The following is a 24,507-nucleotide window of genomic DNA, read 5'->3' as shown; positions in this document are numbered from 1 at the left end:
TGCGCGATAGACGTCTACTCTGTGACCGTATATCGCTTAGTCAGAAATCGGATAAACGCTACCCGAAAACCGCCTGCTCACTAATCGGTCACCGCTCACCCGATATATGGTGATCGAATATCGGACATCGGATATCGTAAACAAGCTAATCGCTAATCGCTAATCGGTGATCGGTGATCGGTGATCGTATAACGACTAGACGTTAAACAAATTAACGGTTTACGGATATTGATTATGTAATTTACGTATAACCGTTAATCGAATTACGCAAACACGAGAAACAGAAATCGGAAATTGGGTTTGCGAAATGTGCGTCACCGTGATACGGTTACCGAATAATCGATATTTGATTATCGCAGTGCGTAGGATCGTTGAGCGGATATCGGAAACAAGTTAAGCGTTGTTCGTTTAACGACAAACCGAAAAGCGGAGATCGTTACCCGTTTACTGCGATATCGTGAAGACGATAAACGGAACACAGATGTGCAATTCCCGATTTCCGGAAACCGCAAACGCAGGAATTGGTGATCGTAAAGTTCTAAATCGAATTGCGGGTTTCGGTTATGTAAAACGCGTTAGACCGAATAACGTGATACGTTCTTTCGATGACCGCACAGGAGACACGCGAATAAACGACGTTCGGGCTCCGTTTCATCAACAACCGTATATCGGGTTCCGGACAGTCATGACACGACAGCCGAAAGCCGGTTTCCGGATTACGCATATCGATGGCCGATCTTCGCACTTTGAAAAGTCGATATCCGTAATCTGGTTAATAACCAGGACCTCACGACGCAACCGGGATCAAGGAACTTCATATGGCACGCTATAATTACGATTTGCCGTCAGATCTGATCGAAAAAGTGCGGGCAAAAGGGCCGATGGTGGTCGCCACCCTGAATGAAAAGGGCGGCGTGGGCAAAACCACGTTAACTTTTCAGATTTGCGTGCATCTTGCAGAAGCCGGATTGAAAGTTTTGGCCGTTGACCTTGATCCACAAGGAAACCTGACCAAAACCACCTTGCGCTATGGCGAGTTGCAACATGACCGCGTTTTCAGCGACGTCGATATCGACCGCGCCAACTCGATGACAATTTTTTCCAATGCAAATGAACGGGTTAAGCCGGTGCCGGTAAGCGATAACCTTTCGCTAAATACTGGCAATACCAATCTTGTTGCCCTGATGGGTATTCAACACGATCTGTTGCTCGAACTTGATGAATATCTGGCCCGCCAAACCGAGTTTGATGTCATGATCATTGACTGCCCACCAACACCGGGAAACCACGTTACCGCTGCGGCGATGGCGGCCGATTATGTGCTGTCTCCTGCAAATGCCGATGAATATTCGTCCGATGCGATTAAAAATGTCGTCAAAACTATTACCCGGTTCAAACGCAAATATAATCCGGGCCTCAACCTGCTGGGCGTAATCCTTAATGACGTCGATAACAGCTCCAAAATCAAAAAAGATTATGTCGAGCTGATGCGCGGCGAGGGGGCAGACCCCGACGAGTTCTATTTCGGTATTCGCGATAAAATATTCGAAACCAGACTGGGAAAACGCGTGGCGTTTCAGGAAGCACAAACCGTTGGCATGCCCATAACCCGGTATCAGCGCGGCAATGCAGCCGACGAAATGTATAGTTTTCTACAAGAATTGCTGACACGTCTGAGCAAGGAGGAAGCGTAATGGCAACCAAACCAAATTTTGCCCGTCTGGGTCGTCGTGAACGGGTCAAAAAGGTTCCGCCACGCCCGGAAGACCTTGCTGAAATCTGGAGCCCCGACGAAACCGAGGACGATATCGCCGATGCCCGGTCTCACGGAGCAGAAGAACCCGGTCTGACAGGCGATACGCCCGAGATAGCGCCGACAAATAGCCAAACCGCGCCCGTCGCACCGGCGACGCAAAATGTCCGCGATGTGCACTCTGGCAAAGAATATATTGGATTGCTGCGAATTGAGACCAAAGTCGACGAGGCTGTGGATCACGTGATCCGCATGCTGGTACGCAAACGCAAAGCAAACTTGCAAAAAAACGACCCGCTGCCAGAAGGCGAGGAATATACCCGGGCCGATTTCATGCGCGAAGCGCTGATCCGCTTTTGCCGCGATCTCGATACCAATTTTGATGATCGAATCGAACTTCAACGCAAGGTCATGGAAGAAGATTAATAGTTCGTAACATCGCGGACAAATCTTGGCCATCCAGACAGGCATGTTTTCGAAAAACGGCAGATTTCCAAGGGAATCTGCCGTTTTTTGTCATCATCCCGCACCATGCCTCCGGGTCCAAAGCGCCGTATTTCAACAACAACACGGCCCTAAGCGTTTGCCTTATTAAAAGGCGGACCGGTAACCAGGCTTGATCACCCATTCCGGTTAACCATTCGGCATTTCACGGACTGTTTTGCCGCCCAAACGCGGTCTAATATCGCCAGATCGGGTCATTCTTTGCAAAAACATGCCCGGCAAGTGGGGCAGGGACATCCTGAAATGTCCGCGATGTAACGATTCGGCGCTGAAACGATTCGTTATATCGCGGACAAATGGGCATTAATCTTTTGGAAACACTTTTTAAAGCATCGGTTTAACTGTAAATATCGTTCCAAAACAATGGCTTGATAAAACCGCCTTATTCCTCCGCCCGAAACCGGGGCTCCACACCTCGTCACAACGCGGACAAAACCGATAAAGTGCGACCAGATAAGCCCCGAAACGGGACCTTAAAAAAATGCGCCGAACACGGTTAGGGTTAATGCGCCCGTGAAATGCCGAAGATTCAAGCATCTAGCCCTGATATTTCTCGTTACATCGCGGACGTTTTTACTCGTCACATCGCGGACGAATGCGAATCAATGCATTGATATATCGGGCACATTTGACCAAACTCGTCACAACGCGGACAAATGGAAAAAGGGTTTACAGGTGGCGAGTTCTCAACAGGTAGATCTTTTTCTCGATCAACTGGTCGACGGTGCGCCGTTTAAAGACGACCGGATGCTGATGGAACACCCGTGGTTCTCCCTGACCAAGCAGCCGCGTCGCACCCCGTTTCATTACAGCCGGGGCGGGGTGGATATCCGGATCGAACCGGGTGCCAAGGGCATGGCGAATATCTATGACAAGGACTTGTTGATGTATCTGGGCTCGATCATCAACGAAAAGCTGGAGCGCGGCGAAAAAGTCAGCGACCGCAAAATCACCTTCGCCGCTCATGACTTTTTACGATCGACCAAACGTCAGACATCAAAGCGCGGCTATACGCTGTTTCTTGATATGCTGGAACGACTTGACGGTACACGTGTGCGGACAAACGTTGAATCGGGGAACGATAAAATCCGGTCCGGTTTTGGCTGGATCGAAAGCTATCGCATCATCGAACGCAAAACCAAAAACGGCCGTTCCATGATGGCGGGGGTCGAAGTGACGCTTAATGAATGGATGTTCAAGGCCATTGTCATTGACCGGCGCGTGCTAACCATCAGCCCGCGTTATTTTGATCTTTCCAAAGGTCTTGAACGCCGGATTTACGAACTGGCCCGCAAACATTGTGGCCAGCAGCGCAGCTGGTTGATCAGCATTCCCTCGCTTAAGGAAAAATGCGGATCAGACCGCGAAGAGCGCAAGTTCCGTGCCGATCTGGGGAAAATCATTATCGATGCCAATATCCCTGATTATACCCTGAAAATGGGCAAATCCGCCGATTTTGACAGCGCCTTCAAAAGCAGGAACCCGAAAGAATGGATGCTGGAGGTTCGGCCAATACGTCCGCGAAGTGACGAGGTTATTGAAACAGCGGCCAATCCAGCCGAAGAAAGCCCCGATAAACTGTTTGAAATCGGCGATGCGCGGTTCCGGCCCAAACCATTATCGATCCACGTCATTAATAATGCCCGTGAGCGCTTCCCTGAGTGGGACATAGACCATCTGGAGCGCGAATGGGCCGGTTCAAGCCAAAGAAACCAACTGGTCATCAAGGACCCTGAAAAGGCCTTCATCGCGTTCTGCGAGCGCTATGTTTCCAATCGCAGCCTCGATCTGTAAGCCCTTCTGTGGATAACTTTTACCACTCAACGGCACATCACGGACCAAAGATCGGTACATCGCGGACAAAGCTTCGATACTTTACGGTCGTGTTATTGCGGACGCTCTGTTTGGTACATCGCGGACATTTGATCGGTATATCGCGGACGCACGACCAGCCCGGACTCCCCAAAAGCAAAAGGAGTCTCTCGCCTGCGTAACTAACTTAACTTAACTCTAACATTCTTTATTAACTCATATAACAAATCTAAGGGCAGGGGACGTTATATCTGGATTAATATTTTATTAATGAATAAAACCACTTGGCAGGCATTACCCATAACAGCAACAACCGAATACCGCGTCTTTTAAAGCCGTCCGCGATATCTCAAAAAATGGCTGCGACCAAATAATCACTTGCCAGAGAACCGCATATGGGAATAAATCCCGTTTATGAAACAAGCCCCGCAAACCACGATTGACCAGCAAATAGCGACCCGACTAAAGGCTCTGCGACAGGCCCAAGGCTGGACGCTTGATGACCTTGCCAGCCAAAGCGGCATCAGCAAGTCGACACTTTCCCGCCTTGAAAAGGCTGAGGTTAGTCCTACAACGGCACTATTAGCCAAATTATGTGCAACCCATCAAATCACCCTGTCACGATTAATGCATCTGGTTGAGGCAACATTCGAACCGCTCATACGACGGGCTGATCAGAAAACCTGGAAAGACAACGAAACAGGATTTACCCGACGATCACTATCCCCGCCAACAAGCCAGCTTGACGGCGAAGTTCTTGAATGCATCATTCCACCCGACACCACGATAACATATGCCCAGCCGCCTAAAACAGGGCTGGAGCATCATTTGGTGATGCAAGAGGGAGAACTAACCCTGATCATCGCTGGCGCGCCCTATGAACTTACACAGGGTGATTGCCTACGCTATCAGCTTACTGGCTCAAGCAGCTTTCAAACGCCGCGACATTCATTGGCCCGCTACCATTTGTTTATCCTGTGAGACAATCATGACGAAAATAAGCACATGCCCGGTTACAAGCTGCACGGCTGATCAGATGCAGGCAAGGATGGCGGAATTTTCGGACTTGCTGCATGCCTGCGTGCAAGACGGGGCGAGTATCAGCTTTGTCCATCCCTTTGCACTGCAATCCGCTGCCGATTTCTGGAACTCAAAAGTTCTTCCGCGCGTTATTGCCGGTCATCGGGTGGTCCTGATTGCTGAAATTGAAGGATGTCTTGCCGGATCGGTCCAGCTTGATTGCGATACCCCACCCAATCAGCCCCACCGTGCCGAGGTGGCAAAGCTCCTGGTGCATCCACGCTTTCGTCGCAACGGCATAGCACGCGCCCTTATGATTGCACTGGAGGCAGAGGCCACTCAACGCCAACGTCGCCTGATCACCCTTGATACGCGCACAAATGACCATGCAGAACCGTTATATCGGTCGTTGGGTTATCAAACGGTTGGTACAATCCCCGACTATGCCAAAGACCCGGTTAGCGACAGGTTTGATGCAACAACCGTTATGTATAAATTGCTTTAAAGTTATCGTCGATTAACCCGGCGAAATACCCTGACATTTTCGCATGGATAACACTGCATTCAGGTAAACGCCAAAAGCACCCCTGTAAAAACAGGAGTGCCGAAGGGTTCATATTCTCTCACGGGGAAAATAACAAAAAGACGGCCAGAACTGGCAGAAAAATCCTATGCGACAGCGGGTTGGTACGTTGAGAGCTTGCCGGCACCACCAGCCATCTGAACCGCTTGACTACCGGCCTGAATGCCGGAGTTAAGGCATTCAAGGGCAGGGCGTTTATTTAGCCAGCTATCAATAAAACCGGCATTAAAGGCATCCCCGGCCCCTGTGGTATCAACCACAACCACATCAGGCGCACTTTGATGCAAAATATCGCCATCTATCGCCAGATAAGCCCCTTCCTTGCCAATTTTAAGCGCCACCACCGGGAAATGTTTTGCCAGTATATTCAGGGCCGCAACCGGGTCATCGTGGCCAGTAATGGCGCGGGCTTCTTCCAGATTGGGCATAAACATATCGATGCCAGCGGCATTATCAAGAATGTGCGCCCCGTGAATAAGGGTTTCATCCCAGCTGGGGTCCAGCGAGACGCTTAAGCCGTGGCTTCGGGCCTGAAAAACCAGATCGGGAATTTCATGCAAGGTGGCGTATTCGGCAATGTGCAAATGGCGGGCATTTTGCCATTGCCAGGCGGCAGGCAGAGTTGCCGGGTGGGCCGAACCCGCCCGGCGCGACAAAAACGCCCGGTCATTGTCCTGAATGGTTACCACGGTCACTTGTGGGCCGGCATCGCCAGTGATTTCAAGAAATTGCAGGTCAATGCCGCTTTGATCAAGCGCAGATTTTAGCACAATCGATAACGGATCGGTGCCAACCCGGCTTAGCAGGGCCGCCGGGCGGCCGAAATGGTGCAAATGTGCTGCAGTGATAAAGGCCCCGCCGCCCGGTTCGATGGCAAGGTTTTTTGAAAAAACCTCGCGTCCAAGAACCGGCATGGTTTCGACACCGGAAAACAGCAAATCGCAATATGTGCGGCCGATGCAAAGAACGCCACGGGCATCGCCAGCACCGGCAGCATCGGCATTGCGGACAGAAGTTTTGGTACTCATGGGCGCATCAAAGCCTTCTGGCTGTCACTATCAAAGAAATACAGGTTTTCAACACTGGCAAAGGCCGAAACGGTTTGACCGGCGGTGAGCTGATGAAGGGCCGGGGCCGATGCAATAACAACACCGTCTGCTGTATCAATATGAACCAGCGTTTCCGAGCCCAGCGGTTCAAGAACCAGTATTTCCCCGGTCAGAGTTAACCCCGCGGCCCCGTTTGGCACGCCGACACTTAGCGCGTGGGAGCGAACCCCGACGGAAACCTTGCTATTAATCGCAACATCTGGTGACGCGACGGAAAGAACCGCATTGCCATTTTCGGCAACCAGCCCGTTTTGCGTGGCAATCGCGGTAATCATGTTCATCGACGGGTTACCAATAAACCGTGCGGTGAAAATATCGGACGGGTTTTCGTAAAGATCGGTCGGCGAGCCACTTTGTAAAATATGCCCATCGCGCATGACAACGATACGATCCGCCATGGTCATGGCTTCAACCTGGTCATGGGTGACATAGACAATCGTGCTTTTTAAGCGCTGATGCAGACGTTTTATTTCGATGCGCATTTGTGACCGTAACTGGGCATCAAGGTTGGAAAGCGGTTCATCAAACAAAAACGCCACCGGATTGCGGACCATGGCGCGACCAATAGCAACACGCTGGCGCTGCCCGCCCGAAAGAGCGGATGGTTTACGGTCCAGCAATTCCACCAGACCCAGCATCTCGGCGGTTTCTTCGATGCGTTTGTTTTTGTCGGCCTTTGACATTTTGGCGGTATAAAGCCCAAAACCGATATTCTGACGCACCGACATATGCGGATAAATCGCATAGTTCTGGAACACCATGGCGATGTTGCGTTCTTTGGGTTCGTGTTCGTTGACAATTTCGCCGCCAATGCGCAAATCACCACCGGTGATCGGCTCCAGCCCGGCAATCATGCGTAATGTGGTTGATTTGCCACAGCCCGACGGGCCAACAAGAACAACAAACTCGCCATCGGTAACCGTCAGGTCGATGCCGTGAATGGTTTCAATGGCACCATATTTTTTGGTGATTTTTTCCAGTTGAATTTCGGTCATGCGCTGGCTCCCGGCAAGGCATTGAATTCTGATTGAAGCAGGTTATCAGCACTTGCTGCGCGCTCGCTACAAGCCGAAAGGCCCGCGCGCAGGCTTGATACGTCATCGCGATAACATGCGAGGGCCCCGGTTATGGCTGTGTCGCCGGGGCCGCCAAAACGATCGCGCACGGCGACAAAATGGCGGGCCGAAACCACAATGGCAAAGCGCTCGGCATCCATTTTCGTTTCCCGGCCGGTGCTTTGGGCAAAGGCCTGTTTGAACGGGGCATAGCCATCAATTGTTAAATCGCCGTTCATCGCCACAATGGTTTTAGCAACATGGGCGGCAATTTCATGGGCCTCGCGGAACGATAACTCTTCATTGCGCACCAGATCATCGGCCAGTTCGGTAATGGTAATGCAGGATTTGCGGATATTTTCCGAAACCTTGTCGTCATTGATCGTAATAGCGGAAACAAAGCTGGTCATAAGGTCAATCACACGGCCCGCCGTGGCAAAGGCCTGATAGCCAAAAGCCTGGGTTTCGCCTTCGCTGTCATTCATGTCGGTAAAGGGCGTGTTATGCATGATTTCGATCATGCCGCGCGCGCGGGCAAAGGTCTGGCTGGCCAGCAGGCGCATATGTTCAATCGGCACCGGGTTGCGTTTTTGCGGCATGATCGACGAAATTTGCACCAGCGCATTGGGCACATAAAGCTGCCCGACCTCGAAACTCGACCAGAACTGAAAATCCTGTATCGGACGGCCAAGATGCAGGAACAGCAATTCCATCGCCCCATAGGTGCCGCTGACATAATCAATCGCGGCGATGCAGCTGTATGAATTGCGCAAGGGGGCGTTAAAACCCAGCAATTCCGCCATCCGGTGCCGGTCAATGTTAAAGCCCGATGTGGTAATGGCAGCAGCCCCCATTGGCGACAGGTTCACCGTCGCCAAGGCATCAAGCAGGCGTTTTGCATCGCGCAGCAGAACCTCGATCAGGGCACCAAGATAATGCCCGAAACTGGTGGGCTGGGCTGGCTGACCGTGGGTATAGGCCACAATCAGGGTGTCTTTTTCGGCCTCGGCCTTGTTAATGGCGGTTTCAAGCAATGTCAGGATTTTGCCCAGCAACCCGGTAATTTTGGCGCGGAGCTGCAATTTAAACAAGGTATGGTCGATATCGTTACGTGACCGCGCCGTGTGCAGGCGCCCGCCCAGATCGGCCCCCAGCCGGGCCTTTAATTCCTTTTCAATCAGAAAGAAAAAATCTTCGACCTCGCCGGTATACACCAGCGTTGCCGGGTCAATTTCCTGTTCGATTGCCAAAAGGGCCTTGGCAATTTTGCCAGCCTGATCGTCGCTTAGAATTTTCTGTTCGCGCAGCATCACCAGATGGGCACGGTCAATGCGTTGAAAATCATGGGCGAAATGGTCACGTGCGCCATCAAATAACGGGCCCAGAACCGTGTCTTTATAGACAGGATCGGGAAATGTGCTGTGATCGGTGTAAGGTGTTTTTGCCACGATATTATCCTTTCAACCCGGCCAGCATGATGCCGCGCACGATAAAGCGTTGCAGAACCAGAAACACAATCAAGGTGGGAATGGTGGCAAGGGCGGCACCGGTCATGATTTTTTCCCACTGGATGGATTGTTCGATGGCAAAACTGGTCAGGCCAACAGGCAGGGTATAAAATTCCTGACTGGTGGTCACAATCAGCGGCCAGAAAAAGGCTGTCCAGTTGCCAAGGAACGTGAAAATGGCAAGGGCTGACAGGGCAGGGGTGACCAGTGGCAGGGCGATTTTCCACCAGATTTGAAATTCATTCAGGCCATCAATGCGGGCGGCTTCCAGAAAATCGTTGGGCACGGTTTCAAAAAACTGTTTCATCAAAAACGTGCCAAAGGCCGTCATCATGCCGGGGAACATCACCCCCCAATAGGTATCAATCCAGCCCAGCTTGCTTGCCATCAAATACCACGGGATCACCAGCATTTCGGTCGGGATCATCAATGTCGACAAAATGGCCAGAAAAATCAGATAGCGTCCGCGAAAGTCAAATTTCGCCAGGGTATAACCCACCAGACTGTCAAAAAACACGTTCGACAGGGTAACGGTGGTGGCAATGCCCAGTGAATTGCCAAACCAGCGCAGAAAACGCCCGTCCGACAGCACCTGAATATAGTTATCCAGCGTCGGATATTCGGGAAACAGCCGCATGTCGTAAACCTGGCTGGCATCCTTAAACGATGTGCCAAACATGAACAGGATCGGGGTGATCATGATCAGGCCACCGATCAACAGAACGGCCCAGATTATGATGCGTCCGGGGTGGGCTTTGGCCTGCATCAGGCCTTCGGAAATTATCGTGCTCATCTCAACGTTCCCTCATCACCCAAAGCTGCATCAGCGAAACAACCAGCAAAATGGTGAATAAAACCACTGTCTGTGCGGCGGCATAGCCCATTTGATAGGACGAGAACGCGCTTTGATAAATCATCAGAACCAGTGGTTTGGTCGAATTTAGCGGCCCACCGGGATCGTTGGTGGTGATGTTGTAAACCTGGTCAAAAATCCGCAAAAAACCGATCGATGAAAACACCACCAGAAAAACGGTGGTCGGCTTTAGCAAGGGCAGGGTGATTTTGCGCAAGATCGCGATTTCACCCAGTCCGTCAATGCGCGCGGCTTCATAATAGGTTTGCGGAATGGCGCGCAGGCCCGCCATGAAAATTACAATCTGAAAACCAACCCCGGCCCAGATTGCGGTTGCCAGAACCGATGGCAATGCCTGGTCAACCGATCGGATGAAAGGTTGCTGGGCAATGCCGAAATTTGCCAGAAAACCGTTGATAATACCGATGGGAACAGGTTGATAGAACCAGCGCCAGACCCAGGCCATTGCCGATGCCGTGGTCAGGAACGGCAGGAAATACAGGGCACGAATAAAGCCCTGCAGATAGCGCACCCGGTCCAGAAAATAGGCAATGATGAAGGCAAAAAACAGACTAAGCGGTGTGCCGACCAGCAGGTAGGTGAAGGTATTTTTAAAGACCTGCCAGAATTGCGGATCGTTAAACAGATGCCGGTAATTGTCCAGACCGATGAAGTTGGGTTCGCTTAACAAATCCCAGTCGGTAAAGGACAGCCAGAAGGCATCCAGTGTTGGATAGAAACGGATCCAGGAATAGAAAATAATCGGCAGTGCCAGAAAGCCCCACGCCCACAAAACCCGTTTGGTTTGCATGCGAAGGCGTTTCCGGCTGCGCCCCGCGGGGGGCGCAACCTGTGTGTTATTGGCCGAGGTCATGGCGTTGACCCTATCTTTTATTTTTTGCTGTGATCGATGATGGCTTGTTCGGCTTCTGCCGCCTGTTTCAGGCTGTCAGCCGGGGCCTGGTCCTGCAACAAAACGCGGTTGACCATGTCGATAGAAACCTGGCGCTGGGCTGATTCATCAACAAACATGGTGGTATGCGCGTAATCAAGCCCCTTTAAGAACGGACCATAGATCGGATCTTTAAGGTTTTCATCGGTCATGGCGGCGTCGCGGCGGGCCGGAAGTTCACCCACGGTTTTCAGCCACACATCCATTGCTTCTTTTGACGAAACAAATTTCAGGAATTTTTCGGCCGCTTCAAGTTTTTCACCTTCAACACCGGCGGCAATGCCATTGGCAAAATAGCTGGCATAGTTAGAACGCAAACCGTCGGCATTGGCGGGAAGTTCGGTCACACCCCAGTCGAAATTCTTGATCGACGAAAACGACCCCAGGCGGAAGGTGCCATCGATGGTCATGGCCGCAAGCCCGGCACGGAAAGCAGCCTGGCCTTCATCCATAAAGCCGACTTTGCCGACTTTTTCTTTGGTTTGCAGGTCGGTATAAAATTCGAGAGCCTTTTTGCCGGCTTCATCGTCATAGGTGACTTTGGTGTAATCATCGGCATAGGGATCGCCGCCGAACTGGCGGACCAGAACTTCGCGCCACCAATGCTGATCCTGCCCGGCCATATCAAGGGTAATACCGGCTGAAACGATATTGCCGCTGCCATCCTGTTTGACGGTGGCCTTGGCGGCTTTGAGCAGTTCATCAAGGTTTTGCGGCGGGTTTTCCGGGTCGAGGCCCGCTTCCTTGAACAGTTTTTTGTTATAAAACAATGCCAGAGAGCGAACGGCGGTCGGCAGACCGTAATATTTACCGTCGCGTTTCATTGCCGTCACAATCGGGAAAAAGTCTTTCTCGATTTCAGCACTGGGGAACATGTCTTCGGAAAGCGGCTGCAACAGTTTGCCCGATGCAAATTTGTCGAGCCAGCCGTAAAACAGCTGCATCACTTCCGGGCTTTTGCCAGCGGCCTTCGCGGCAACCAGGCGGGTCTGGTAATCGGCATAGGGGAAGGTTGTTTGTTTGACCGTGATATCAGGATTAAGTTCCTCGAACCGGTCAATCAGTTCGTTCATGGCGGTGACGCGGCTATCGAACAGATACTGCCAATATTCAATTTCGACGGCATGGGCCTGTGATACACCTGCCCCCCAAAGACCGGCTGCAATCGCAGTCAGTGCAAGATATTTACGCATTGTCGTCTCCAGTTATGTAAAGCCCCTGAAAGGTTCCCCAACATTGATTTTGGCTTTTTTGACGCGCTTAAGCCCCGGTTTGGGTAACCCTGATCCCCTATAGCTTCGGCTTGATCGACGGTTTCTGTCAATAAGATAATTTACTTGATTTATTTTAATGGGACGCAAATGATAGCCCAAGGAGGACATCCATCGTGCCCAAAACCCGCAAATTGCCCGACAACACCCAACTGCCCATCGGCAATAACCCGGGGCGCAGCCGTAGCCATAACCGGCGCGTGGTGCTTGATGCCATTCGCAGCCACGGGATGATGGGTCGAACCCAAATTGCCAAACTGGCCCATCTCAGCCCACAGGCGGTTACCAACATTGTTGATGAACTGGTGGCCGATGGGCTGCTGATTGAAAAGGGCAGGCTTCGGTCCGGGCGTGGTCAACCGCCAATCCAGTTTGCAGTAAATCCTGACGGGGCCTTTACTGTCGGCATTGAAATTGCTGCCGACCATCTGGTGCTGGTGGCCCTTGATATGGTCGGCACTTTGCGGGCGGAACGGGTGATACAGGTTGAAAATACCGACCCGGACCACATCATTCCGATTATTTTGCAAGAACTGGCCAAATTGCGCGGGCAAACCGGCATCGCGCCCGAGCGATTGCAGGGCATTGGCCTTGTCATGCCCGGCCCGTTTGAAATTGATGGCATGACATCGGTCGGGCCAACAACATTACCGGGCTGGCAGGGCAAAAACCCGGCGACCTTGTTGTCCAGCGCAACAGGCGAAGACGTGGTGCTGGAAAACGATGCGTCGGCGGCCGCGGTTGGCGAACGGTTTTTTGGTGCCGCCCAATCCATTTCATCGTTCGGGCTGGTCTATTTCGGGGCGGGGCTGGGGCTTGGCATTGTTCATGAAGGGCGGCCCTATCGGGGTGCGTATGGCAATGCGGGTGAAATTGGCCATGCGGTTTCATCGCCGGGCGGGCGGCCCTGCACCTGCGGGCAACGCGGTTGCCTGGAACGCTATGCGTCCCTGTATGCGCTTTATGAAAAAATGAGCCAGGCCGGGCGCGAACGGCCCGATTTTGAGGGTTTGCTTACCCTGCATCGCAATAACGACCCGGTGATGGATGAATGGCTAAGCGAGGCCAGTTTGCATTTGGCACCGATGTTATCAACACTGGAAAACATACTGGACCCTGAAACCATTATTCTGGGCGGGGCTTTGCCCGATGAAATTGTCGATGCGTTAATCGCGCGTATTAATCCCTTGCCAAGGTCGGTGTCGACCCGTGCTGTGCGCACCCAGCCGCGCCTGATGCGCGGTCATACCGGGCAGTTAACCGCAGCATTGGGGGCAGCAACGCTGCCCTTGTGGGAAATTATGACCCCGAAACTTGATACCAAAGTCACCATATCTAACGCCTGACAGGAGAACACCCGTGCTTGACGATCGAGAACGCCTGAGCCGCCAGAAATCAGACCCGGCGATCATTCGTTTGCACCGCGCATTGTCGCGGTTAAAATCGGTTGTGACGGTAATGCATGGCGGTGCCCACCCCGATGATGAACAAAGCGGGATGGTCGCATATTTGCGCTATGACCGGGGGATGCGGGTCGTGGTTACCTGTTCGACACGCGGCGAAGGCGGGCAAAACATTTTAGGCCCCGAACGCCAGGGCGCACTGGGTGCATTGCGAACCCGCGAAATGGAACAGGCCGCCCGCGAGCTTGATTGTGATGTGCATTGGGTCGGGCATGGGCCGGAAGACCCGATATTTGATTTCGGATTTTCCAAAAACGGCGAAGAAACACTGGCGCGCTGGGGCGAATATTTGCTGATCGACCGAATGGTGCGGGCTTATCGTCGTGAAAAACCCGATATCGTCATCCCGACTTTTCTGGATGTTCCCGGCCAGCATGGCCATCACCGCGCCATGACCCTGGCGGCGAAACTGGCCATCGCCCTCGCTGCCGACCCGGTTTATGATTGCGACGGGCTGGCACCGTGGACAGTTTCAAAATTTTATCTGCCGGCATGGTCCGGGGCCAGTGATGCCTATGACGACGAAGTACCGCCACCCCCGGTGACGGTGTCGGTGCATGCCGATCACGATGATGTTGTTACCGGTGTTAGCTATGACGAAATCGGGCAATGGTCGCGCGCTTATCATCATTCGCAGGGGATGGGGCAGTGGCTGTATCGCCCCAAATCGCACTGGGATTTGCACCTTCAGGGCGGTCACGATGAAGTCGATATCACCGATAATCTGCCCACATCCCTGTCAGACCTTGCCAAAAGCGGCACCTGTTCGCCCGATGTGGCGACACTGTTAAAAACAGTACAGCTCGCCCTTGACCGCGCCATTGCAGCCTTCCCCGACCGGGATGCCATTCGTCCGTTTTTAAGCCGCGCTTATGCCGGGCTGGTCCAGGCGATTGCAACTTTACCCGACGATTTTGCCGCTTTGCATTTGCACCGGCTGGTTCGTAAAAAACATGAAATTGCGATTGCCCTGTTTGAAGCAGCGCAGGTGAAGTTCAATAGCGCCATCGACAACCCGTTTCTCCACCCGGGCGGACACACGATAATCGATATTCGTTTTTCAAGTTCCAGTGAGCTGAAAAATATAGAAATTGTCCCAATTGTTTGTGACGGCATTTCTAGTCAAATGCTGTCCTCGGATAAAGGGCATATTCGCTTTGCCCTTGTGGCGAATGAGGACACGCCGGTAGGGTCGGTTTATCCGCGCCTGTTTTATGCCAACCACGGAAACGGCCCGGTTTATTTTCGCATGCGGGCGCTATGTGACGGGCAAACAATAGAACGTAATTTTGATTTGCCCGAAACAGTGCAAATTGTTCCCGCCTTTGAAGGGCACTGGGCCGACGATGCTGTGATTTTGCCGCTTTCATCATCAACGCGAAAATGGGTCGCGGTACTGGACCATAATGTGGCGCGGGGCGAACTTGGTTTTAAAACGCCGGTCGGTTGGTCCGCGGGGGCAATATCGGACACTGAAATTGAAATTACGGCACCGGCCGGGGTTTCGGCCGGGGTGTATCATATTTTGCCGGTTCGCGATGATCTGCCGCTGGTGACAAAAACCGTGATTGATTATCCCCATGTCAGCAAGCTGGTCTATCACCGGCGCGATCCGTTGCGGGTTCTGGCACTGGATTTGGCATTGCCGCAAAATACCAGGATTGGCTATGTCGGCGGCGGATCTGACAATGTTGGCGTCTGGATGGCGCGCATGGGGCTTGATGTTACCATCCTTGATGCCGACGACCTTGCAGGCGATCTGTCAAAATATGACACGTTGGTGATTGGCATTTTGGCCTTCGGCATGCGCCCTGATCTGCGGGCGTCTGCGGCACACATTCATCAATTTGTCCGTCGGGGCGGGCATTTGCTTACATTGTATCATCGCCCGAAAGACGGCTGGGACAGTGCCGCAACACCCCCACTGCCAATAACCATCGGGTCGCCGTCACTCCGGTGGCGTGTGACCGACCCTGATGCTCCGGTAAAAATACTGCAACCTGATCATGTCTTGTTAAATGGCCCGAACAAGATCGGCCCCGATGACTGGGCGGGATGGGACAAGGAACGTGGGCTTTATTTTGCCGCACAATGGGATGACGCCTATCAGGCACTAATTTCGGTTTCCGATGCGGGGGAAGCCCCGCTGACAGGGGGGCTGATATCTGCCGAAATCGGGCTGGGGCGACATACCCATACCAGCCTTATTTTGCATCACCAGCTTGATAAATGTGTGCCCGGCGCGTTTCGCTTGCTGGCAAATCTGGTGCAGGGGCAACGATAATCGTTTTTTCGAAATGGTTTTCGTATTATTTCAATGCTTTGTCAGCGGTGCGAACCCGTTTTGATCGTCATATCGCGGACGCGTTATTGTCCGCGATATGACGATTGTTTTTGGGATGGTGCCTTGACGTTGGCGGTACAAATGGCGCCCACAGTTATACAAGACAACAACTGGTAGATGGCCGCACCACCTTTAGCCAAATTTGTCGAATATTTTCCCACCCGCGACATCCTGAATTTTGCCAAGCTGATCGATAACCCGGTTGTAGCGCGGGATGGGAAAATTGCTGTGCCGCAGGAACCCGGCCTTGGCTTTGATTTTGTCATGGACGCGGTTGAAAAATATGCCCTCGGCCAGACAATTACCGGCACATATAGCGCACCGACACAGGTTTTTGCCGCTACGCGTTAACTGGAGCGAACGTTATTTCGTACCCTCGCTTTTTGATATTCCGGGGATGATAAAACATTTGATATCCGGCTTCCCCGGAATATTGCCGTCAAATTTCAGGGCCGATTCGTTCCCAAGTACAATTATGGCGCGATTGATTCCCGTGTGAATGAAACAGTTAAGATTATTTGAGAAACAAAAAAATCTCGAAATATATCATGCAAATAATTGTTTTAACGTGATTTTGACTGCCAAAATCCGGTGCAAAATGAAACAACAATAGAAACAAATGTTTCATATTGTGGTGATTTGAAACATTTGTTGTTTCGCGCTGCTTTCTATGGCGTACTGTTACAAAGACGGCAGGGAGCTTAGGTGCTGATGGGGGCTTATACCGATTTTCGGGAACGGCTGATTGCCGGGTACGGCGTGATGAGCCCGCAATTGCAGCGGGCCGCGCGCTATATGCTCGATCACCCTGACGACGTTGCCCTGAAATCGATGCGTGCGCTTGCTGTATCGGCCGATGTGCCGCCCAGCACCATTGTTCGGCTTATGAAAACCATTGGTGTAAACGGGTATCAGGAATTTCGCCTTGGCTATCAAAACCGGTTGCGCGACATGCCGGCAAGTTATGCGGGCCGCGCACGCCAGTTGCAGCATCGTGGTGTCGGTGGTGAAACGGCTATAAATCAGGGTGATGTGGTTAGTGGTGGCGAAAACGAGCTGATTGACGAAATCCTGCATCAGGAACACGGCAATCTTGTGCGCTCGTACGGTGCCGACATGCGCGCTGCCCTGATCGCGGCCTGCACCCATATTGAAGGCGCGCGGCGGGTTTTTGTGCTGGGGCGGCGCGGGGCGTTTCCTGCGGCATTTCAGTTTGCTTATGCCTATCGTCTGTTTGGCGACAATTTAACCCTGGTCGATGGTGTGGCGGGCACGTTTAGCGATCAACTGCGCGGCATGGGCCGGCGCGATGTGATGCTGGCGGTGTGTTTTAGCCCCTATACCAACGACACATTGCAAATGGTTGATTATGCGCTGGCGCAAAAATCCACCATCATCAGTGTGACAGATTCCGATGTGTCGCCGCTTGCCCGTCACGCCAGCGTTAATCTGGTCGTGTCTGATGCATCGCCATCGTTTTTTCAAAGTTTTACAGCCGCAGTTTCCATCATGCAGGCGTTGGTAACGCTGCTGGTGGCGCGGGGCGGCGAAACGGCCCTGCAACAAATTGCTGTGGCCGAAAAACAGCTCTCGGTTTTTGATACTTATTGGCAGGACCAAGGTCCCAAACGGAACAATCGATCATGACGACACATGTTTTACACCGCAACAGTTTGATCCAGCCGCCGCGTGCCGTTTCGGGCGAAGGCATTTATATCACCGATGAAAACGGCAAACGTTACCTTGATGCCTGTGGCGGAGCGGCAGTTTCCTGCCTGGGTCATTCCGACCCCGAGGTAAGGGCCGCTATTATTGAACAGGTTGGCAAGCTGGCCTATGCCCATTCCGGGTTCTTTTCGTCCGACCCGATGGAAGAACTGGCCGACGATTTAATCGCCCATGCTCCGGCCGGGATGGAACGGGTTTATTTTGTTTCTGGCGGGTCCGAGGCGATTGAAGCATCGCTTAAACTGGCACGGCAGTATTTTCTGGAAATTGGCGAACCGGATCGTGAATTTGTGATTGCGCGGCGCCAAAGCTATCACGGCAATACACTGGGTGCTTTGTCGGTCGGCGGTAATATGTGGCGCCGTCGCCAGTTTGAACCCTTGCTGATCAATGCCAGCCACGTATCGCCCTGTTTTGCCTATCGCGACCAGAAAGCAGGCGAAACCGCCGAAGATTACGGCCTGCGTGTTGCCAATGAACTTGAAGAAGCCATTTTGCAACTGGGTACGGGCCGGGTTGCGGCCTTTGTTGCTGAACCGGTTGTCGGGGCAACATCGGGGGCGGTTGCCGCCGTGCCGGGTTATTTCAAACGTATTCGCGAAATTTGCGACCGTTACGGCGTGTTGCTGATCCTTGATGAAGTGATGTGTGGCATGGGCCGCACCGGCACACTACATGCGATTGAGCAGGAAGGTATTTCCGGCGATTTGCAAGCCATTGCCAAGGGGCTTGGTGCTGGTTACCAGCCAATTGGCGCGGTTCTGGTGTCGGACAAAATTAACAAGGCCATTGCCAGCGGCACGGGGTTTTTTCAGCATGGTCATACCTATCAGGGCCACGCCACGGCCTGTGCCGCCGCCCTTGCCACCCAGCGCACCATTCGCAAGCGCGATTTGTTAAAAAATGTGGTTACCCAGGGTGATAATTTGCAAAAGGCACTGGTCGGGCGGTTTGGCAATCATCCTTATGTGGGCGATGTGCGCGGGCGCGGCCTGTTTCGCGGGGTCGAATTTGTGGCCGACCGCGTGACCAGGGAACCGTTTGATCCGTCGCGCAAGATCCACGCCAAAATCAAAAAAACCGCCTTTGAAAATGGCCTGATGTGCTACCCGATGGGCGGCACGATTGACGGTCAGCGCGGCGACCATGTTTTGTTTGCCCCGCCCTATATTGTGACCGAAGGCCAGATTGGCGATATTGTTGATTTGTTTTCCAAAACGGTAGACCAGGTTTTTGCCGCCGAGGGGCTGATATGACCGGTTACGCCGATATTCCGGCCATTCTGGCAGTCGCCCCCAATGGTGCGCGTAAATTACCGGCTGATTATCCTAATTTGCCGATCACGCCCGTTGAACTGGCACGCGAAGCACGTTTGTGCTGCGATGCCGGGGCGTCGGTTATTCATTTGCATGTGCGCGATGATAATGGCGGGCACAGCCTTGATACCGGGCGCTACCGCGAGGCGATGGCCGAAATTCGCCAATCTGTTGGTGATGCGTTGTTGATCCAGGTGACCAGCGAGGCGGTGGGCATTTATAATGCCGATCAGCAAATGGCGATGGTGCGCGATCTGGTGCCAGAGGCAGTGTCGCTGGCTATTCGCGAAATTGCCCCCGAAGGGGGGGATGAAGCCAAACTGGCAACGTTTTGCGCGTTCATGCGTGAAGCCGATATTCGCCCGCAATTCATTTTATACGCACCCGAAGACATCGCCCGTTTTGCCGACCTGGTGGCACGCGGCATCATTCCGGGTACCGGGTTTCCGCTGCTTTATGTGCTGGGGCGCTATACGGTCGGGCAAAAATCCAGCCCGGCAGATTTGCTGGGGTTTTTAACATCCCCCGTTGTGCGCGAACAGCCCGCTTTGGTGTCAAACTGGATGATGTGTGCCTTTGGTCAGTATGAAAACGCCTGTGCCATGGCGGCCATTGCCTTGGGCGGCCATGCGCGCATTGGATTTGAAAACAATATGGCGCTGATTAACGGGGAAATGGCCACCAACAATGCCGCCCTGATCGATCAGGCCCGGCGGGGTGTTGCCATGCTGGGACGAAAGGTTGCGACTGCCGATATGGCGCGCAAGTTGCTTCGCCCCGACTGGTGATCGCGAAAATATAAAAAAAGTGTGATCGGCTTCACAGTCAGGAAGTGAATAAGGGCCACTTCCGAAGCTGTTGGGTTCATAATCCCACAGCTTTAAATATAGTCCCGAAAATCGGAGGAGCTATCAGTGATGGTAGCTGCTCCATCGAAATTCTTCTGCTGCCTTCTGGCGCAGTTGAATCGTTCCACAGGGTGTTAAGGGAGACAATCCTGATGAAAAAACTTGTTGCTATTGCAAGTGCCGTGGTTGCGTTGGCAGGCATTTCGATGTTTGCGGGCCAGTCTTCGGCTGCTGAACAGAAATTTATCACCATCGGTACCGGTGGTGTTACGGGTGTTTATTACCCGACAGGCGGCGCAATTTGCCGTCTGGTCAATAAAGGCCGCAAGGATCATGGTATCCGTTGTTCTGTCGAATCTACTGGTGGTTCGGTTTACAACATCAACACCATCCGCGCGGGTGAGCTTGACATGGGCGTGGCCCAGTCCGACATCCAGTATTATGCCTATAACGGTACCGGCAAATTTGCTGATCAGGGCCCGTTCAAGGAACTGCGTTCGGTTTTCTCGATCCATCCCGAGCCGTTCACCGTTGTTGCCCGTGCAGATTCCGGCATCAAAACTTTTGATGATCTGAAAGGCAAACGCGTCAATATCGGTAACCCCGGTTCCGGGCAGCGCGACACCATGGATGTTGTCATGGCCGCCAAAGGCTGGTCGGTTGACGATTTTGCTTTGGCATCCGAACTGAAACCGGCTGAACAGTCGCAGGCCCTTTGCGATAACAAAATCGATGCCATGATCTACACTGTGGGTCACCCGGCGGGTTCGATCATGGAAGCCACCACGGCCTGTGATTCGGTTCTGGTTGATGTTTCCGGCCCGGAAATTGACAAGCTGGTTGCCGATAACCCCTATTATCGTGTCGCCACCATTCCGGGCGGCATGTATCGTGGCAACCCCGACGACATTAAAACCTTTGGTGTTGGCGCGACCTTTGTATCTTCGACCAAAACCGACGAAGACGTTGTTTACAATGTTGTCAAAGCGGTTTTCGAAAACTTTGACGATTTCAAAAAGCTGCATCCGGCTTTTGCAAATCTGAAAAAAGAAGAAATGATCAAAGACGGTCTTTCTGCTCCGCTGCATGATGGCGCGGTTAAATACTATAAAGAAGCAGGCCTGATGTAAGGTCGCTTTGGAAACGGGGGGCACAATGTGCCTCCCGTTTTGCCTGTCTGTCCTATCCTGCGCACGGACATTAAAATTCAAAGAAACCAAAAACATGTCCGCTCATGGTCCCTTGTCTGTACAGGCGGGGATCGCGCAGTTTCTGGGTGAAATTGGAACGGCCTAGCCGTTTTGACCGGGGAAAAAGCATGACGAACGATAAAAGCGTCAATGACGGCAAGGACCAGGACCTTCAGGACCTGATTGCCGAAACAGATACCGGGGCGCGACAACCTACGGGTCTTACAGCCAAACTTCTGCTTTATGTGGCAGTGGCGTGGTCGTTGTTTCAGCTGTGGCTGGCATCGCCCTTGCCCTATATCTTTCATGCCGGTGTTTTCAATTCGACCGAAGCACGGTCCATTCATCTGGCTTTTGCCGTGTTTCTGGCTTTTGTGGCCTATCCGGCATTCAAATCATCACCGCGTTCATATATTCCGCTGGCTGACTGGGTTCAGGCGCTGGTCGGGGCATTTTGCGCGGCCTATATTTACATTGCCTATGTTCAGCTTTCCGGGCGTCCCGGCTTGCCAACCACGACCGATCTGGTTGTTGCCGGTGTTGGCCTGGTGATGCTGCTGGAAGCAACCCGCCGGGCCCTTGGCCCGCCCCTTATGTGCGTTGCGCTGATTTTTCTGGCCTATGTCTTTTTTGGCAATGGTTCGTGGGTGCCCGATGTCTTGCAATGGCGCGGGGCCAGTTTTTCCAAGGCAATGTCGCATCAATGGCTGACGACCGAAGGTGTCTTCGGGATCGCCCTTGGTGTTTCAACCAGCTTTGTTTTTCTGTTCGTTCTGTTTGGCTCCCTGCTTGATAAGGCCGGGGCGGGCAACTATTTCATCAAGGTGGCGTTTGCGGCACTGGGCCATATGCGCGGCGGCCCGGCAAAGGCCGCTGTTTTGTCTTCGGCCATGACCGGGCTTATTTCCGGCTCGTCCATTGCGAATGTGGTGACCACCGGCACCTTCACCATTCCGCTGATGAAGCGGGTTGGTTTCTCGGCTGAAAAAGCCGGTGCGGTTGAAGTTGCCTCCTCGGTGAATGGCCAGATCATGCCGCCGGTAATGGGGGCTGCCGCCTTTTTGATGGTGGAATATGTTGGTATTCCCTATCCCGAGGTGATCAAGCATGCATTTCTGCCTGCGACCATTTCCTATATCGCGCTGATTTACATCGTGCATCTTGAAGCCCTGAAAGCCAACATGCAGGGCCTGCCGCGCCGCGAAGCACCGAACCTGAAACAAAGCCTTCTGCGCTCGCTGATTTTTATCTGCTCGCTGGTGATTTTGTCGGGTGCGGTTTACTATGTGCTGGAATGGCAACAACGGCTGTTTGGCGACGGTGTTGGCTGGATTGTTGCGGTGGAATGTGCGGCGGTCTATTTCGCCGGGCTTTATTATGCCTCGAAATATCCTGACCTTGAAATGGATGACCCCAACCAGCCGGTGCTGGAATTGCCAGCACTCGGTGAGACCGCAAAGGCCGGGTTGCATTACCTGCTGCCCGTTGTGGTGCTGGTGTGGTTTTTGATGATCGAGCTGAAATCACCCGGCCTGTCGGCCTTTTGGGCCACATGCCTGATGATTTTCATCATGCTGACGCAAAAGCCGGTCAAGGCGTTTTTCCGCAAGCAACCGGACTATATGGCAGAACTGCGCAATGGCTTTGCCGATGTGATTGACGGTTTTGCCACCGGTGCCCGGAACATGATTGGCATTGGGGTAGCGACCGCTGCTGCCGGTATTATTGTTGGTACGGTATCGTTGACCGGTATTGGTCAGGTGATGGTGGAATTTGTTGAAATCGTATCGGGTGGTAACCTGATGCTGATTTTGATCATGACGGCCTTTATCAGCCTGATTTTGGGCATGGGCCTGCCAACGACGGCAAACTACATTGTGGTTTCCAGCCTGATGGCACCGGTCATTGTTGAACTGGGTGCGCAAAATGGTTTGATCGTGCCGTTGATAGCGGTGCATCTGTTTGTGTTCTATTTCGGCATCATGGCCGATGTAACACCCCCGGTGGGGCTGGCGTCGTTTGCGGCGGCGGCCATATCCGGGGCGGATCCGATGAAAACCGGGTTTGTCGCCTTTTTCTACAGTATGCGTACCGCGGTTTTGCCGTTCCTGTTCCTGTTCAATACCCAGCTTTTGATGATTGGTATTGATCATGTGTTTGAGGCGATATGGGTGATTGCGGTGGCGATTATCGCGATGCTGGTTTTTGCCGCAGCCACGATGGGCTATTTCTTTACCCGCTCGCGCCTGTGGGAAAGTGCGGCCTTGTTGCTGGTGGCCTTTACCCTGTTTCGGCCCGGTTTCTGGCTTGATATGGTTGAGCCGCCTTTTAACAATGTGAACCCTGCTGAAATTGTCGAACAGGTTGCCACCCTTCCCGCCAATGCCAATTTGCGCATTGATGTCGAAGGCACCAGCCTTGAAGGCGATGAGGTTAAAAAATCGGTGATGTTGCCGTTGGGTCCGCAGGCATCAGGCGAAGATCGCCTGGAAAATGCCGGTATTGTGGTGCGGAACGAAGATGGCCGGATCTTTATTGATGACGTGGTGTTTGGCGGCCCGGCGGAAAAGGTTGGTCTTGATTTCGACTTTGAAATCACGGCGATCAAGCTGCAAGCCGATCGTATGCCCAAGGAAATTTTCTTCCTGCCGGCATTTTTGTTGCTGGGGCTGATTATTTTCATTCAACGGCGCCGTCATCGCGACACCGCAACCGGCAACGCGTAAGGAGGGATCAAGATGTATAAGGATATCCTTGTTACCATCGACTTTGATCATGATGAATCATGGTCAAAGGCACTGCCTGCCGCCATCCGGGAAGCTAAAATTGATGGGGCACGGTTACATATTTTAACCGTTGTTCCCACAGTTGGCATGTCGATGGTGGGGCAGTTCTTTCCCAAAGGGTACGAAAAGAAAGTCCTGGCCACCTATAACGACCGCTTGCACGAATTTGTTGCGGCCAATGTCCCGAGCGATATCAAGGTTCAGCACATCGTCGGTCAGGGCACGGTTTATGAGGTGATTTTGCAAATCGCCGAAAAAACCAATTGTGACCTGATCGTTATGGGCGCGCATCGCCCGGAGCTGAAAGATTATCTGTTGGGGCCAAACGCCGCACGCGTGGTTCGCCATGCCAATTGTTCGGTCCTGGTGGTCCGTGACTAGGCTGTCGGACAAATCACGGATCTGGAAATGG

20 protein-coding genes are annotated in these 24,507 nt (G+C 52.7%); 14 read left to right on the top strand and 6 right to left on the bottom strand.

From position 1 onward, the window contains the following. Positions 1–818 precede the first annotated feature (818 nt). From TMES_RS18280 to TMES_RS18260, 5 genes are all read left to right on the top strand, one after another. A complete protein-coding gene (locus tag TMES_RS18280; protein WP_085585230.1) occupies positions 819–1,694 on the top strand; it encodes a ParA family protein in 876 nt (291 codons plus the stop codon). Then, positions 1,694–2,179, top strand: a complete 486-nt coding sequence (locus TMES_RS18275) for a hypothetical protein (RefSeq protein WP_085585228.1) — start codon at positions 1,694–1,696, stop codon at positions 2,177–2,179. Before TMES_RS18280 ends, TMES_RS18275 begins: the two co-directional genes overlap by 1 nt. A 753-nt stretch (positions 2,180–2,932) precedes the next feature. Continuing rightward, entirely contained in the window at positions 2,933–4,051 is a 1,119-nt protein-coding gene (locus TMES_RS18270; protein ID WP_245835506.1) for a replication initiator protein A, read from the top strand. Between the two features lie 432 nt (positions 4,052–4,483). Continuing rightward, positions 4,484–5,050 (top strand): helix-turn-helix domain-containing protein, encoded by a 567-nt coding sequence (locus tag TMES_RS18265; RefSeq protein ID WP_085585226.1) that lies wholly within the window; start codon positions 4,484–4,486, stop codon positions 5,048–5,050. Positions 5,051–5,117: 67 nt separating this feature from the next. Next, complete coding sequence (locus TMES_RS18260; protein ID WP_245835505.1) at positions 5,118–5,594, top strand: GNAT family N-acetyltransferase; 477 nt, start codon at positions 5,118–5,120, stop codon at positions 5,592–5,594. 164 nt (positions 5,595–5,758) lie between these two features. Here the strand turns inward: TMES_RS18260 and TMES_RS18255 are convergent, their stop codons facing one another. The 6 genes from TMES_RS18255 to TMES_RS18230 all read right to left on the bottom strand — a co-directional run bounded on the left by TMES_RS18255 (position 5,759) and on the right by TMES_RS18230 (position 12,342). Continuing rightward, positions 5,759–6,700 (bottom strand): carbohydrate kinase family protein, encoded by a 942-nt coding sequence (locus TMES_RS18255; RefSeq protein ID WP_085585224.1) that lies wholly within the window; start codon positions 6,698–6,700, stop codon positions 5,759–5,761. Then, complete coding sequence (locus TMES_RS18250; protein ID WP_085585222.1) at positions 6,697–7,776, bottom strand: ABC transporter ATP-binding protein; 1,080 nt, start codon at positions 7,774–7,776, stop codon at positions 6,697–6,699. Before TMES_RS18250 ends, TMES_RS18255 begins: the two co-directional genes overlap by 4 nt. Beyond that, on the bottom strand, positions 7,773–9,284 hold the full coding sequence (gene argH, locus TMES_RS18245) for an argininosuccinate lyase (protein ID WP_211275956.1): 1,512 nt from the start codon (positions 9,282–9,284) through the stop codon (positions 7,773–7,775). Before argH ends, TMES_RS18250 begins: the two co-directional genes overlap by 4 nt. A gap of 4 nt (positions 9,285–9,288) precedes the next feature. Continuing rightward, a complete protein-coding gene (locus TMES_RS18240; RefSeq protein ID WP_211275955.1) occupies positions 9,289–10,137 on the bottom strand; it encodes a carbohydrate ABC transporter permease in 849 nt (282 codons plus the stop codon). 1 nt (position 10,138) lies between these two features. Beyond that, positions 10,139–11,008, bottom strand: coding sequence for a carbohydrate ABC transporter permease (locus TMES_RS18235; RefSeq protein WP_143589721.1), 870 nt, complete (start codon positions 11,006–11,008; stop codon positions 10,139–10,141). Between the two features lie 80 nt (positions 11,009–11,088). Further along, on the bottom strand, positions 11,089–12,342 hold the full coding sequence (locus TMES_RS18230; protein ID WP_085585216.1) for a sugar ABC transporter substrate-binding protein: 1,254 nt from the start codon (positions 12,340–12,342) through the stop codon (positions 11,089–11,091). A 194-nt stretch (positions 12,343–12,536) separates the two neighbouring features. Here TMES_RS18230 and TMES_RS18225 point away from each other — a divergent pair, with 194 nt between their 5' ends. From TMES_RS18225 to TMES_RS18185, 9 genes are all read left to right on the top strand, one after another. After that, on the top strand, positions 12,537–13,766 hold the full coding sequence (locus TMES_RS18225) for an ROK family transcriptional regulator (protein WP_143589720.1): 1,230 nt from the start codon (positions 12,537–12,539) through the stop codon (positions 13,764–13,766). Between the two features lie 13 nt (positions 13,767–13,779). After that, on the top strand, positions 13,780–16,167 hold the full coding sequence (locus TMES_RS18220; RefSeq protein ID WP_085585214.1) for a PIG-L family deacetylase: 2,388 nt from the start codon (positions 13,780–13,782) through the stop codon (positions 16,165–16,167). Between the two features lie 177 nt (positions 16,168–16,344). Beyond that, the gene (locus tag TMES_RS18215) at positions 16,345–16,578 is read left to right on the top strand and encodes a hypothetical protein (RefSeq protein ID WP_085585212.1); all 234 of its coding nucleotides are present in this window, start codon (positions 16,345–16,347) and stop codon (positions 16,576–16,578) included. Positions 16,579–16,938: 360 nt separating this feature from the next. Continuing rightward, positions 16,939–17,874: a MurR/RpiR family transcriptional regulator gene (locus TMES_RS18210; protein ID WP_085585210.1), complete on the top strand. Its 936-nt coding sequence runs from the start codon at positions 16,939–16,941 to the stop codon at positions 17,872–17,874. Further along, positions 17,871–19,211, top strand: a complete 1,341-nt coding sequence (locus tag TMES_RS18205; RefSeq protein ID WP_085585208.1) for an aspartate aminotransferase family protein — start codon at positions 17,871–17,873, stop codon at positions 19,209–19,211. Before TMES_RS18210 ends, TMES_RS18205 begins: the two co-directional genes overlap by 4 nt. After that, positions 19,208–20,059: a beta-keto acid cleavage family enzyme gene (locus tag TMES_RS18200; protein ID WP_085585206.1), complete on the top strand. Its 852-nt coding sequence runs from the start codon at positions 19,208–19,210 to the stop codon at positions 20,057–20,059. Before TMES_RS18205 ends, TMES_RS18200 begins: the two co-directional genes overlap by 4 nt. 212 nt (positions 20,060–20,271) lie before the next feature. Continuing rightward, a complete protein-coding gene (locus TMES_RS18195; protein WP_085585205.1) occupies positions 20,272–21,249 on the top strand; it encodes a TAXI family TRAP transporter solute-binding subunit in 978 nt (325 codons plus the stop codon). A 188-nt stretch (positions 21,250–21,437) separates the two neighbouring features. Then, the gene (locus tag TMES_RS18190) at positions 21,438–24,035 is read left to right on the top strand and encodes a TRAP transporter permease (protein WP_085585203.1); all 2,598 of its coding nucleotides are present in this window, start codon (positions 21,438–21,440) and stop codon (positions 24,033–24,035) included. A gap of 12 nt (positions 24,036–24,047) precedes the next feature. Continuing rightward, positions 24,048–24,476 (top strand): universal stress protein, encoded by a 429-nt coding sequence (locus TMES_RS18185; RefSeq protein ID WP_085585201.1) that lies wholly within the window; start codon positions 24,048–24,050, stop codon positions 24,474–24,476. Positions 24,477–24,507 lie beyond the last annotated feature (31 nt).

This window comes from Thalassospira mesophila, from assembly GCF_002115755.1.
Taxonomy (GTDB): Bacteria; Pseudomonadota; Alphaproteobacteria; order Rhodospirillales; family Thalassospiraceae; genus Thalassospira; species Thalassospira mesophila.
This window is presented reverse-complemented; position numbering and strand designations above follow the sequence as displayed.